A 12,755-nucleotide genomic window follows, 5' to 3' on the forward strand; every position below is an offset into this window, starting at 1 on the left:
TTGCGGAGTGTGCACATGTCGAATTCAGTTTTCAAGCGGTCACACCTGTGGTTTCTGGCGATCACTTTACTCAGTTTTCTCGCGGCTTCCACGGCGCCGACGCCGTTGTATCACTTGTATCAGGAACACCTGCAATTCTCGGCGGCGACACTGACCCTGATTTTCGCGGTGTACGCCCTCAGCTTGCTGGTGGCGCTGCTGACGGTGGGTTCGCTGTCGGATCACCTGGGACGCAAACCGGTGATTTTTACCGCGGTGCTGCTCAACATGCTGGCGATGCTGCTGTTTATCGGTGCCGACAGCGTTCCCTGGTTGATCAGCGCGCGCGTGCTGCAAGGCTTTGCCACCGGGATGGCTACGGCTGCGTTGGGCGCGGCGCTGCTGGACACGGATCGTCAGCAGGGCCCGCTGGTCAACAGCGTCGCGCCATTGATCGGCATGGCTATCGGCGCCATGGGCTGCGGCTTGCTGGCCGAGTACGCGCCACTGCCGCTGCAATTGACCTTCTGGGTGCTGCTTGCGCTGTTCGCAGGTCAGGCGTTGTACATCTGGCGCCTGCCAGAAAGTGTCAGTCCTCAACCTGGCGCGCTGGCTTCGCTGCGCCCATCCCTGCATGTGCCAGTCCAGGCGCGGCGCGCATTGGGGCTGGTGCTGCCGATCAACACCGCCGCATGGGCGCTCGGAGGTTTTTATGCGTCCCTCGCGCCATCCCTTGTCCGTACGGCCACCGGGTCGACCTCGAATCTGATTGGCGGCGCCACCGTGGCCGTGCTGACGGTTACCGGTGCATTAATGATCTACACCTTGCGCAGTCGTCCCGCCGAGAAAGTCTTGCGAGTGGGGGCGAGCGTTCTGCCCCTCGGGGTGGCGACCGTTCTGTTGGCGGTGCACAGCGGCAGTCTGTTGCTGTTTTTCATTGGCACACTGGTGGCCGGTTGCGGTTTTGGCGCGAGCTTCCTGGGTTCGCTCCGCAGTGTCGTCCCATTGGCCTTGCCTCACGAGCGGGCGGGGCTGATGTCGGCATTTTATGCGCTCAGCTACCTGGCGTTCTGTTTGCCGTCATTGCTGGCGGGAAGTCTGACCCACACCTTTGGCCTGGTGGCGGCTACCGATGGTTACGGCGCGGTGCTGATCATCCTGGCGGTCGGTGCTTTGCTGGCATTGCTGCGCCAGCGGCCCGCGCAAGTGTGCAGCGCGACCGGTCGCCCCTAAAAAGGTTTTCAAGAAATCACGCAACACCTGTAGGAGCCAGCTTGCTGGCGATAGTCGTCAACGAAAACGCATAGTGCCTGAATCAACGCGGCGCGCTTGCAACATCGCCAGCAAGCTGGTTCCTATAGGTATTGCGTTGGCCCATAAAAAAACGGCGCCTTTCAAGGCGCCGCTTTTTTTTTTAAGGGCAGAAATCAGATCTGGGCAAACCCACCATCGACGAACAATTCAATCCCGTTGATGAAGCTGCTGTCATCCGACGCCAGGAACACCGCTGCCTTACCCACTTCCGAGGGCGTACCGAGGCGGCCGATCGGTACTTGGCCGGCGAGGTAATCCAGCAGGCCCTGCTGCTGATCTTCAGGGGCCAGTCCGGTCAGGCCCGGGGTGTGAATCGGGCCGGGGCTGATGACATTGACGCGGATCTGGCGCGGTTTCAAATCCAGCAGCCAGGAGCGGGCGAAGTTGCGCACGGCGGCCTTGCTGGCGCTGTATACGCTGAAATTTTCCGTGCCTTTGGTGGCCGTCGTGGACGCCGTGAGGATCACCGAACCGCCGTCCTTGAGCAGCGCCAGGGACTTCTGCACGGTGAACAACAGGCCTTTGACGTTGACGCTGAAAATCCGGTCGAAGTGCTCTTCGGTAATCGCTCCGAGCGCCAGCATGTCACCGCCCCCCGCGTTAGCGAAGACGATATCCAGGTAACCGACCTTTGCTTTGATCACCTCGAAAATCCGGTCCAGATCCGCCAGGTTCGCCACGTCCCCTTGAATCCCGGTGACCGTGTGCCCGAGGGTGTTGATCGCGGCGTCCAGTTCGGCCTGACGGCGGCCGGTGATGAATACGGTGGCCCCCTGGTCGACGAACGCTTGCGCCGAGGCCAGGCCGATTCCGGTGGTGCCGCCGGTGATCAGTGCAACTTTGCCTTTAAGAGTGCTGCTCATGAGTGAATCTCCGCTGAGTCGTGTAGGAAGTTTTCGGCGCTGTCGTGCGCCGTTGAACAAACTCTAAGCTCGAAGATTCACTGGAAAAATCGCCTGAATCGGGTTTGTTTGTGCATGGTTGTGGACAATACTCAAGGCTCGTCACTTGAGAGTTCCGCCATGAATCAATTGTTGGCCATGCGCGTTTTCGCTCGCGTCGTCCAGGCCGGTTCCTTCACCCGCGCCGCCGACTCGCTGAACATGCCGAAAACCTCAGTGAGCAAGCTGGTGGCCGAGCTGGAGGACCATCTCGCGGCCAGGCTGTTACAACGCACCACTCGACGGCTCACGGTGACAGCGGACGGCATGGCCTATTACGAACGCGCCCTGCAGCTGATGGAAGAACTAGACGACCTGGACAACAGTTTCGCCAGCGCCCAAGGGCACCCGCGCGGCAAAATCCGTGTCGATGTCGGCGGTTCGGTGGCGACGATGCTGATCATCCCCGCGTTGCCGGATTTCTACGCGCGTTTTCCGGACATCCAGATAGAACTGGGCGTCAGCGATCGACAGGTAGACTTGATCAGCGAAAACGTCGACTGTGTGATCCGTGGCGGGCCGTTGATCGAACTGTCCATGGCGGCGCGACCGCTGGGGCTGTCGTCATGGACCACCTGCGCTACGCCTTCCTATCTACAGCGATTCGGTACGCCCACCGATCCGCGCGACCTGGAGAAAAACCATCGTCTTGTCAGTTACCACTCCGCCGGCAACGGACGGGTAATGCCCGCGCGATTTGAACGTCATGGAGAGAAATTCGAGATACGCGGGCAGGGGGTATTCAGCGTCAACGAGAGCAACGCGCATCTGGCGGCAGGGTTGGCCGGGCTCGGTCTCATTCATACCTTCACCTACACGGTGCAAGCCCACATTGAGCGCGGCGAGCTGGTGCCGATCCTCCAGGACTGGCGCCCGCCCCGGTATCCGTTTCACGTGCTGTACCCACCGAACCGGCACCTGAGTCATCGTGTTCGGGTATTCATCGATTGGCTGGTGCAGCTATTCGCGGAGATGGGCTAGTGCTGCATATCCATAAAACAGATAACAGTTAGAGATATTACCCGTTATATAGATATTCGATTCGGATCTACCATGGATCCACCTCAACAAGAGGACAGGAGTTCGTCATGTCTTGCGCCAACACTGTCACCAATAGCATCAAGCCTTTCAGTCATCTGCAGCATCCCCGCGAGGTGATCCGCCAGTTCACCCCGAACTGGTTCTCCGCGACCATGGGCACCGGGGTTCTGGCCCTGGCGCTGGCGCAGTTGCCCGGTGCGATTCCCGGTGTGCACGCGGTCGCCGAAGCGCTGTGGCTGTTCAACATCTTTCTGTTCGCTTTATTCGCGACGCTGTACGCGGCCCGCTGGGTGCTGTTTTTCGATGAGGCGCGGCGGATTTTCGGCCATTCCACGGTCTCGATGTTTTTTGGCACCCTTCCAATGGGCCTGGCGACCATCATCAACGGCTTCCTGGTGTTCGGCTTGCCGCGCTGGGGCAACGGTGTGATTCAGCTGGCCGAGGTATTGTGGTGGGTCGACGTGGCGATGTCGCTGGCCTGCGGCGTGTTGATCCCTTTCATGATGTTCACCCGCCAGGAGCACCGCATCGATCAGATGACAGCCGTCTGGCTACTGCCCGTGGTGGCTGCCGAAGTGGCGGCGTCCAGTGGTGGCCTGCTCGCGCCATACCTGACCGATGCCCACGGACAACTGGTGATGCTGGTCACCAGTTACGTGCTCTGGGCCTTTTCCGTACCGGTGGCTTTCAGCATTCTGACCATCCTGTTGCTGCGCTTGGCGCTGCACAAACTGCCTGACGAAAACATGGCCGCGTCCAGCTGGCTCGCCCTTGGCCCGATCGGCACCGGGGCGCTGGGCATGCTGGTGCTCGGGGCCGACGCGCCGGCGATCTTTGCCGCCAACGGTATGCCTGGGGTCGGTGACATCGCGGCCGGGTTGGGCCTGGTCGCCGGAGTGACGCTGTGGGGCTTTGGTCTGTGGTGGATGCTGATCGCGATGTTGGTCACCGCTCGCCACCTGCGCGCCGGCATTCCGTTCAACCTGGGCTGGTGGGGTTTCACTTTTCCATTGGGGGTCTATGCGCTGGCCACGTTGAAACTGGCCAGCACCTTGCACCTGACGTTTTTCAGTGCCTTTGGCTGTGTCTTGGTGGCGTTGCTGACGGTGATGTGGCTGATCGTTGCCAGGCGCACGGTCCAGGGCGCATGGCGAGGTGAGCTGTTTGTCTCGCCGTGTATTGCAGGAATGAAGAAATAAGCTGCCATGTTTAGGTAAGGTGTGGCCTGGATCGACGCTTGGGCATTCCAATACCCATATCCAAGCCACTCTCTACCTACTATCAGGGACACACGGAAGATGAGTCACCCCTCACAGTTCAACCTGCTCCGCACCCGGCGTTTCCTGCCGTTTTTTGTCACCCAGTCCCTCGGGGCGTTCAACGACAACGTGTTCAAGCAGTCGTTGATCCTCGCGATTTTGTACAAGTTGGCCATCGAGGGTGATCGTTCGATCTGGGTCAATTTGTGCGCGCTGCTGTTTATCCTGCCGTTCTTTCTGTTTTCGGCGCTGGCCGGGCAGTTTGGCGAGAAGTTCGCCAAGGACGCGCTGATTCGTCTGATCAAGCTCGGGGAAATCGCCATCATGGCGGTCGGCGCGGTCGGGTTTGTCTTCGATCATCTGGCGCTGATGCTGCTGGCGCTGTTCGCCATGGGCACCCACTCGGCGCTGTTCGGGCCGGTGAAGTATTCGATCCTGCCCCAGGCCCTGCATGAAGAAGAGCTGGTCGGCGGCAACGGCCTGGTGGAAATGGGCACCTTCCTGGCGATTCTCGCCGGGACCATTGGCGCCGGGGTCATGATGTCGTCCGCGCATTACGCGCCCATCGTGTCCACGGCGATCGTCGGTATCGCGGTGCTCGGTTACCTGGCCAGTCGCAGCATCCCGCGCGCGGCGGCCTCGTCGCCGGAGATGCGCTTGAACTGGAACATCTTCAGCCAGTCCTGGGCCACCTTGAAACTGGGCCTTGGGCAAACGCCGGCGGTGTCGCGTTCGATTGTCGGCAACTCGTGGTTCTGGTTTGTCGGGGCGATTTACCTGACGCAAATCCCGGCCTATGCCAAGGAATGGATGCACGGCGACGAAACCGTGGTGACGCTGATCCTGACCGTGTTCTCGGTTGGCATCGCCCTGGGGTCGCTGCTCTGCGAAAAGCTCTCCGGGCGTAAAGTCGAGATCGGCCTGGTGCCGTTCGGCTCGTTCGGCCTGACCGTGTTCGGTTTGCTGATGTGGTGGCATTCCGGTGAAATTCCCGACAGCGTCAATGGCCATGGCTGGATCGAAATCCTCGGCTTTGGCCACACCTGGCTGGTGTTGATCGACATCCTTGGGCTGGGGGTTTTCGGCGGTTTCTACATCGTGCCGCTGTACGCGCTGATCCAGTCGCGCACCCCGGAGAACGAGCGGGCGCGGGTGATTGCCGCCAACAACATTCTCAACGCGCTGTTCATGGTGGTCTCGGCGATCGTCTCGATCGTACTGCTGAGCGTGGCCAAGCTGTCGATCCCGCACCTGTTTCTGGTGGTGTCGCTGCTGAACATTGGCGTCAACGCCTACATCTTCAAAATCGTCCCCGAGTTCAGCATGCGTTTCATGATCTGGCTGCTCAGCCATTCCATGTACCGCGTGGAGCATCGCAACCTGGACGTGATTCCGGATGAAGGCGCGGCGCTGCTGGTGTGCAACCACGTGTCCTTCGTCGACGCCTTGCTGATTGGCGGCGCAGTGCGTCGGCCGATTCGCTTTGTGATGTATTACAAGATCTACAACCTGCCGGTGCTGAACTTCATCTTCCGCACGGCCGGGACGATTCCGATCGCGGGACGCCAGGAAGACATCCAGATTTACGAAAAGGCCTTCACACGGATTGCCCAGTATCTGAAGGACGGCGAGCTGGTGTGCATCTTTCCCGAGGGCAAGTTGACCGCCGATGGCGAGATCAATGAATTCAAGGGCGGACTGAAGCGGATTCTCGAAGAGACGCCGGTGCCGGTGATCCCGTTGGCGTTGCAGGGGCTGTGGGGAAGTTTCTTCAGTCGCGATCCCGACAAAGGCGTGTTCCGTCGGCTGTGGTCGCGGGTGACGTTGGTGGCGGGTCCGGCGGTGGCGGTTGAAGCGGCAGAGCCGGCGAAGCTGCAACGGTTGGTTGGCGAGTTGCGTGGCGCTATGCGCTAGCTCCTACCGTTTCAACCCGCCATCGCCAGGCGGTTACGTCCTTCACGCTTGGCCACATACAGCGCGCTGTCGGCCCGGCGTAACAGGCTCTCGGCAGACTCGCCGGGCAGCAGGGTCGAGCAGCCGAGGCTGACGGTCAGCTCGATCGGATTGCCATCGGCCAGGTACTCCTTGGCCTGTGCGGCAAAGCGCAGCCGCTCGCCAACCATGCCCGCCGCCTCGCGGCCGGTGTTGGACAGCAGAATCAGAAATTCTTCGCCGCCAAAGCGGAACACCATGTCGACGTTGCGCAGCTGGCTTTTGATCGAGGCGGCAACGGCCTTGAGCACGTCATCGCCGGCGCTGTGGCCGTGGCTGTCATTGATGCGCTTGAAGTGATCGATGTCCAGCATCAGCAGCGACAGGGGTTGGAGATGCCGACGGGACATCTCGATTTCCCGCTGCAGCGTCTGGTCCATGGCGATGCGATTGCCAGTGTCCGTGAGCGGATCGCGCAGGGCACTTTGGGTCGCGGCGCGGTAGAGCAGGGCGTTGCGCATCGGGTAGAGCAACGAGGACAGCAGCGATTCGAGGTTGCCCAGTTCCTGCTCGCTGAAACGCTGGTTGCGGCGGAACACCAGTTCGCCCAGATGCTCACCTTCATGACTGAGGGAGTAGTTGATCGAGTGGTGACCGCGCAAACCGAATTCCAGGCGCAGGTCGCTGGCTTTGTGCGAATAGCTCAAGGCGTCGAGGGGCACGAGTCGGTGAATCTCGCGAAAGAAGATCCCGAGAATGCGTTGTGGCTCAAGACTGGTTTGCAGTTGCAGGCTCAGTTGCTGGCGCACTTGCGCAAGACTCACCGGCCTCTTCAGAAGCGGTGGCTGCTGACCAAAGCCCAGGCGTTGCAATTTGGCGCTGTCGAAGTCAATTGCGTTGGTCTGGGAAGGTGATTTCATACTGGCGTGCGCCCCTAAGCAGTAAGGCAGTCTTACAGGCTGGGTGAGAGCGGCTTTGGGCTGCGCGTCGTACTGGTCCGTCAGTCCCGTAGGACATATGGAGCCAGTCTAATCTGCTTTGCCGAAGTTTAGTAACCCATCGACCGGAGCGTCCGCCCACCCGCTTTCACACGGCGTGTCTGAGCAAATTTAGAGCGAAACTCGTGCCATTCGGTTCAGTTGGATTAAAAGCGTTGAAAATCAATGAATTGATTAGATTCCGTCGGTTCTGGTTTCAAATCGCGACGTTTGTTTGACTAAAATCTAGCGCAGTTACGACGCTTGTCGAGTGCCGCGACGGAAATTCGCCACGGCACAAATGCGACGCACGGTTACTGGGCGTTGAACGCCTGACCGTTGACGCCGGTGCTGTCCGGGCCCATCAGGTAGAGGTAGACCGGCATGATCTCCTCCGGTGTTGGATTGTTCAGCGGGTTTTCACCGGGGTAAGCCTGGGCTCGCATGCTGGTGCGGGTGGCGCCGGGGTTGATGCTGTTGGACCTTACCGGGGCCACGGTGTCGACCTCGTCAGCCAGAGTCTGCATCAGCCCTTCGGTGGCGAATTTGGACACGCCGTAAGCGCCCCAATACGCCCGACCCTTGCGCCCGACGCTGCTGGAAGTGAACACCACCGATGCGTCCTTCGACAGTTTTAGCAGCGGCAACAGCGTGCTGGTCAGCATGAACATCGCGTTGACGTTGACGTGCATGACGCGCATGAAATTTTCGCCGGACAGCTGCTCGATCGGCGTGCGCGGACCAATGATCGACGCGTTGTGCAACAGACCGTCAAGGTGGCCGAATTCGGTTTCGATCATCGCCGCCAGCTCATCGTATTGATGGGGCAGGGCGGTTTCCAGATTGAACGGAATCACCGCAGGTTGTGGATGACCGGCAGCCTCGATTTCGTCGTAGACCTGGGTCAGGTTGGCTTCGGTTTTCCCCAGCAACAAAACAGTAGCACCGTGCGCGGCATAGGTTTTCGCCGCCGCAGCGCCGATGCCGCGACCGGCACCGGTGACCAGAATGACCCGGTCCTTGAGCAATTCGGGGCGGGCTGAATAATCAAACATAAAAAAACCTCAACAAATCAGAATACGGACGCTGACTTCTGTAGGAGCGAGCTTGCTCGCGATGGTCGTCAACGGTGACGCGTAAAGCCTGACAACCCGCGGCGTTCTCGGGTTCTTCGCGAGCAAGCTCGCTCCTACAGAGGTCGCCTCAACGAACGAGGCTCAGCAGCTGCAAAGCGCGCTGTCCAACACCTTGCGCAACTCCAGCGGATGATCCACCACCACATCCGCGCCCCAATGCCGCGGGTTGTCGTCCGGATGAATGTAGCCATAGGTCACGGCGGCCGTCTTGGTGCCGGCATCGCGGCCCGACTCGATATCGCGCAGGTCATCCCCGACAAACAACACACTGGCCGGATCCAGGTCGAGCATCTTGCACGCCAGGATCAGCGGCTCGGGGTCCGGCTTGCTGTTCTTCACGTGATCCGGGCAGATCAACAGCGCCGAGCGCTCGGCCAGCCCCAGTTGTTGCATGATCGGCTCGGCAAATCGCAGCGGCTTGTTGGTGACTACGCCCCAGATCAGGTTGGCTTTCTCGATGTCGGCCAGCACCTCGGCCATGCCGTCGAACAGCTTGCTGTGAACGGCGCAACCGGCGAGGTAGCGCTCCAGGAACTCCAGGCGCAATTCCTCGAAACCGGGTGATTCCGGGTCCATGGAGAAGGTCACGGCGACCATCGCCCTCGCACCGCCGGAGACCTCGTCGCGAATGTGTTTGTCGTTCACCGGCGGCAGGCCGCGGTCGGCACGCATCGCCTGACAGATCGCAATGAAGTCCGGCGCGGTGTCGAGCAGCGTGCCGTCCATGTCGAAAAGGACTGCTCTGATACGCATCGGCTTACTCCTCGCGCAGGGTCTGGATCATGTAGTTGACGTCCACGTCGGAAGCCAGTTTGTAGTGCTTGGTCAGCGGGTTGTAGGTCAGCCCGATGATGTCCTTGACGGTCAGGCCGGCCATGCGGCTCCAGGCGCCCAGCTCGGAAGGACGGATGAATTTCTTGAAGTCATGAGTGCCGCGCGGCAGCAGCTTCATGATGTATTCGGCGCCGACGATGGCGAACAGGTACGCCTTCGGGTTGCGGTTGATCGTGGAGAAAAACACCTGGCCGCCCGGTTTGACCATCTTGAAGCAGGCGCGGATGACCGACGACGGGTCCGGCACGTGTTCGAGCATTTCCAGGCACGTTACGACGTCGAACTGCTCCGGCATTTCTTCCGCCAGCGCCTCGGCGGTGATTTGCCGGTATTCGACGCTCACGCCTGATTCCAGCTGATGCAATTGCGCAACGGCCAGCGGCGCCTCGCCCATGTCGATGCCCATCACGGTCGCGCCGCGTTGCGCCATGGCTTCGCTGAGGATGCCGCCGCCGCAACCGACGTCCAGGACTTTTTTGCCCGCCAGGTTGACCCGTTCGTCAATCCAGTTGACCCGCAGCGGGTTGATGTCGTGCAGTGGTTTGAACTCGCTTTCGCGGTCCCACCAGCGATGGGCCAGGGCTTCGAATTTGGCGATTTCGGCGTAGTCGACGTTACTCATGGTTCATCCTCTAAAACTTGAAAAATCCGGGTGCCCCGACGCGGTGTCCGGGGTGCTTACGATTCGGTGTGGCCGCTGATGCGCTGGCCCCAGGCCTTGGCCGTGGTGCACAGCTGTTCTTCGTCGAGACGGGTCAGGCGATGGTCCTCGAGCAGTTGCTTGCCGGCGACCCACAGGTGTTTTACGCAGTCCCGGCCGGTGGCATAGATAAGCTGCGAGACCGGATCGTAGACCGGTTGCTGCGCCAGGCCGGACAGGTCGAACGCGACCATGTCCGCGGCCTTGCCGATTTCCAGCGAGCCGACCTCGGCCTCGATACCCAGCGCCCGTGCGCCGTTGAGCGTGGCCATGCGCAGCGCGCGATGGGCGTCCAGCGCGGTGGCCGAACCGGCGACCGCCTTGGCGAGCAGGGCAGCGGTGCGGGTCTCGCCGAGCAGGTCGAGGTCATTGTTGCTGGCCGCGCCATCGGTGCCGACGGCGACGTTGACGCCCGCCTGCCACAAACGCTCCACCGGGCAAAAACCGCTGGCCAGTTTCAGGTTCGATTCCGGGCAATGAATCACACTGGTGTTGCTTTCTACCAGCATCACCAGGTCTTCCTCGCTGATCTGCGTCATGTGAACCGCCTGGAAGCGCGGTCCCAGCAAGCCCAAGCGCGCGAGCCGGGCCAACGGACGTTCACCGCGCTGCTCGACCGCCTGTTGCACTTCGAAGGCGGTTTCGTGGACGTGCATGTGAATCGATGCGTCCAGCTCTTCGGCGATCACCCGGATCTTCTCCAGGTTTTCGTCGCCCACGGTATAGGGCGCGTGGGGGCCGAAGGTGATTTTGAGGCGCTCGTGGTGCTTGAGGTCGTTGAACAGTTCGACGCCCTGACGAATGGCCTCGTCCGCCGTGCTGGCGCCTGGAATCGGGAAGTCGAGGATCGGAATCGCGATCTGCGCGCGAATGCCGCTGTTATGCACGCGTTCGCTGGCAACCTTCGGGAAGAAATACATGTCAGAGAAACAGGTGATGCCACCTTTTATCTGTTCAGCGATGGCCAGGTCGGTGCCGTCGCGTACAAAGTCTTCATCGACCCACTTGGCTTCGGCGGGCCAGATGTGGTTTTCCAGCCAGGTCATCAGCGGCAGATCGTCGGCCAGGCCGCGGAACAGGGTCATTGCCGCATGCCCGTGGGCGTTGATCAGGCCGGGGCTGAGCAGCATGTCCGGCAATTCGCGGACTTCAGTTGCGTTAAGCTTCAATGCCGCGGTGCGCGGGCCGATAAACACGATGCGCCCGTCGCGGATGCCCACACCATGCTCTTTGAGGACAACGCCGGCAGGTTCGACGGGTACCAGCCAGGTCGGCAGCAATAACAGGTCGAGCGCAGCGGCAGTGTTCGGCATCGAGGGTCGGTTCCAGTGCTTTTATAAAGGATGGCGAAGTATACCCGAGCGTCTTGGCGGGGGGATCGCTATAATCGGCGGCTTTTGTTCATGAGTGCGGGGTGTGGGATGCGCGATCGACTGTTGGCTGCGGAGAAGGTGAAGGCCATCGATTGGCGTGATGGCGCCCTGTACCTGCTGGATCAGCGTGTTTTGCCGTTCGAGGAAACCTGGATTGCCTACACCAGCGCCGCGGGCGTGGCCGAGGCGATTCGTTCGATGGTGGTGCGCGGCGCGCCGGCGATCGGCATCAGTGCGGCTTATGGCATTGTGCTGGCCGCTCGCGCCCGGATTGCAGAAGGTGACGACTGGTACGCAGCGCTGGAAGAAGATTTTGCACTGCTGGCCGATTCCCGTCCCACCGCGGTCAATCTGTTCTGGGCGCTGGGCCGTATGCACGATCGGCTTGACCGCCTGAAGGAGAACGCCGATCCGCTGGCGGCGCTTGAGGCCGAAGCCCTCGCCATTCACGAAAGCGATCGCGAAGCCAACCTGACCATGGCGCAACTCGGTGTGGACCTGATTCGCAAGCACCAGGGCAATGCCCAGGCGATCCTGACCCACTGCAATACCGGCGCGCTGGCCACTGGCGGCTTCGGCACGGCCCTCGGGGTGATTCGCGGCGCTTTTCTGGAAGGCATGGTCGAGCGGGTCTACGCCGATGAAACCCGTCCCTGGCTGCAGGGTTCGCGACTGACCGCGTGGGAACTGGCCAACGAAGGCATTCCCGTGACCGTGAATGCTGACTCCGCCGCCGCACACATCATGAAAACCAAAGGCATCACCTGGGTCATCGTCGGCGCCGATAGGATCACCGCCAATGGCGATGTGGCCAACAAGATCGGCACCTATCAACTGGCGGTCAACGCCATGCACCATGGCGTGCGTTTCATGGTGGTGGCGCCAAGTTCGACCATCGACATGAACCTGGCCAGTGGCGATGACATTCCGATTGAAGAGCGCGACGGGCGCGAATTGCTGGAGGTCGGCGGCAAGCGGGTCGGAGCGGACGTGGACGCGTTCAATCCAGTGTTCGATGTGACCCCGGCGGATCTGATTGACGCGATCGTCACTGAAAAAGGCATCGTCGAGCGCCCTGATACGGCGAAGATGGCGTTGTTGATGTGTCGCAAGCGTCTGCATTGATGAGCTTTGGTGTCTGAGAAATGGCTATCGCTGGCAGGCCAGCTCCCACAGGTTCTGGGCGCAAAAGGAACCAGTGGGAGCCAGCCTGCTGGCGATGAGGCCCTGAAAGTCAATGAAATACCCTGAATCAGACCTGCTTTCTCC

General features: G+C 60.7%; 11 protein-coding genes. 5 read left to right on the forward strand and 6 right to left on the reverse strand.

The genetic code is table 11. The features are described from left to right. The first annotated feature begins 15 nt into the window (after window positions 1-15). Window positions 16-1,212 (forward strand): MFS transporter, encoded by a 1,197-nt coding sequence (locus NTD84_RS20565; protein WP_262169255.1) that lies wholly within the window; start codon window positions 16-18, stop codon window positions 1,210-1,212. Between the two features lie 194 nt (window positions 1,213-1,406). Here NTD84_RS20565 and NTD84_RS20570 read toward each other — a convergent pair whose 3' ends face one another. After that, entirely contained in the window at window positions 1,407-2,156 is a 750-nt protein-coding gene (locus NTD84_RS20570; RefSeq protein WP_262169258.1) for an SDR family NAD(P)-dependent oxidoreductase, read from the reverse strand. A gap of 159 nt (window positions 2,157-2,315) precedes the next feature. Between NTD84_RS20570 and NTD84_RS20575 the strand changes: the two genes are divergently transcribed. The 3 genes from NTD84_RS20575 (at window position 2,316) to NTD84_RS20585 (ending at window position 6,448) form a co-directional block, all read left to right on the forward strand. Next, window positions 2,316-3,215: a LysR family transcriptional regulator gene (locus tag NTD84_RS20575; protein ID WP_262169262.1), complete on the forward strand. Its 900-nt coding sequence runs from the start codon at window positions 2,316-2,318 to the stop codon at window positions 3,213-3,215. Window positions 3,216-3,322: 107 nt separating this feature from the next. After that, window positions 3,323-4,474, forward strand: coding sequence for a TDT family transporter (locus tag NTD84_RS20580; protein ID WP_262169265.1), 1,152 nt, complete (start codon window positions 3,323-3,325; stop codon window positions 4,472-4,474). Window positions 4,475-4,573: 99 nt separating this feature from the next. Next, a complete protein-coding gene (locus tag NTD84_RS20585; protein ID WP_262169269.1) occupies window positions 4,574-6,448 on the forward strand; it encodes an MFS transporter in 1,875 nt (624 codons plus the stop codon). Window positions 6,449-6,459: 11 nt separating this feature from the next. Here the strand turns inward: NTD84_RS20585 and NTD84_RS20590 are convergent, their stop codons facing one another. From NTD84_RS20590 to NTD84_RS20610, 5 genes are all read right to left on the reverse strand, one after another. Then, complete coding sequence (locus NTD84_RS20590) at window positions 6,460-7,386, reverse strand: GGDEF domain-containing protein (RefSeq protein ID WP_262169272.1); 927 nt, start codon at window positions 7,384-7,386, stop codon at window positions 6,460-6,462. 371 nt (window positions 7,387-7,757) lie between these two features. Further along, on the reverse strand, window positions 7,758-8,498 hold the full coding sequence (locus tag NTD84_RS20595; RefSeq protein WP_262169275.1) for a YciK family oxidoreductase: 741 nt from the start codon (window positions 8,496-8,498) through the stop codon (window positions 7,758-7,760). Between the two features lie 162 nt (window positions 8,499-8,660). Then, window positions 8,661-9,332, reverse strand: a complete 672-nt coding sequence (gene mupP / locus NTD84_RS20600; protein ID WP_262169278.1) for an N-acetylmuramic acid 6-phosphate phosphatase MupP — start codon at window positions 9,330-9,332, stop codon at window positions 8,661-8,663. Window positions 9,333-9,336: 4 nt separating this feature from the next. Further along, window positions 9,337-10,035 (reverse strand): bifunctional 2-polyprenyl-6-hydroxyphenol methylase/3-demethylubiquinol 3-O-methyltransferase UbiG, encoded by a 699-nt coding sequence (gene ubiG, locus NTD84_RS20605; protein ID WP_038982154.1) that lies wholly within the window; start codon window positions 10,033-10,035, stop codon window positions 9,337-9,339. Window positions 10,036-10,091: 56 nt separating this feature from the next. Then, window positions 10,092-11,426, reverse strand: coding sequence for a TRZ/ATZ family hydrolase (locus tag NTD84_RS20610; protein WP_262169284.1), 1,335 nt, complete (start codon window positions 11,424-11,426; stop codon window positions 10,092-10,094). Window positions 11,427-11,534: 108 nt separating this feature from the next. Between NTD84_RS20610 and mtnA the strand changes: the two genes are divergently transcribed. Next, a complete protein-coding gene (gene mtnA, locus NTD84_RS20615) occupies window positions 11,535-12,611 on the forward strand; it encodes an S-methyl-5-thioribose-1-phosphate isomerase (RefSeq protein WP_262169288.1) in 1,077 nt (358 codons plus the stop codon). Window positions 12,612-12,755: the final 144 nt, after the last annotated feature.

It is taken from the genome of Pseudomonas sp. 14P_8.1_Bac3 (genome assembly GCF_025466085.1).
GTDB lineage: Bacteria > Pseudomonadota > Gammaproteobacteria > Pseudomonadales > Pseudomonadaceae > Aquipseudomonas.

Bases quoted from the DNA above. Each gene is read 5' to 3' on its own strand.
- mupP (WP_262169278.1), bottom strand. From the start codon at position 9,332: ATGCGTATCAGAGCAGTCCTTTTCGACATGGACGGCACGCTGCTCGAC.
- NTD84_RS20595 (WP_262169275.1), bottom strand. From the start codon at position 8,498: ATGTTTGATTATTCAGCCCGCCCCGAATTGCTCAAGGACCGGGTCATT.
- NTD84_RS20590 (WP_262169272.1), bottom strand. From the start codon at position 7,386: ATGAAATCACCTTCCCAGACCAACGCAATTGACTTCGACAGCGCCAAA.
- NTD84_RS20575 (WP_262169262.1), top strand. From the start codon at position 2,316: ATGAATCAATTGTTGGCCATGCGCGTTTTCGCTCGCGTCGTCCAGGCC.
- NTD84_RS20570 (WP_262169258.1), bottom strand. From the start codon at position 2,156: ATGAGCAGCACTCTTAAAGGCAAAGTTGCACTGATCACCGGCGGCACC.
- NTD84_RS20610 (WP_262169284.1), bottom strand. From the start codon at position 11,426: ATGCCGAACACTGCCGCTGCGCTCGACCTGTTATTGCTGCCGACCTGG.
- NTD84_RS20585 (WP_262169269.1), top strand. From the start codon at position 4,574: ATGAGTCACCCCTCACAGTTCAACCTGCTCCGCACCCGGCGTTTCCTG.
- NTD84_RS20565 (WP_262169255.1), top strand. From the start codon at position 16: ATGTCGAATTCAGTTTTCAAGCGGTCACACCTGTGGTTTCTGGCGATC.
- mtnA (WP_262169288.1), top strand. From the start codon at position 11,535: ATGCGCGATCGACTGTTGGCTGCGGAGAAGGTGAAGGCCATCGATTGG.
- NTD84_RS20580 (WP_262169265.1), top strand. From the start codon at position 3,323: ATGTCTTGCGCCAACACTGTCACCAATAGCATCAAGCCTTTCAGTCAT.
- ubiG (WP_038982154.1), bottom strand. From the start codon at position 10,035: ATGAGTAACGTCGACTACGCCGAAATCGCCAAATTCGAAGCCCTGGCC.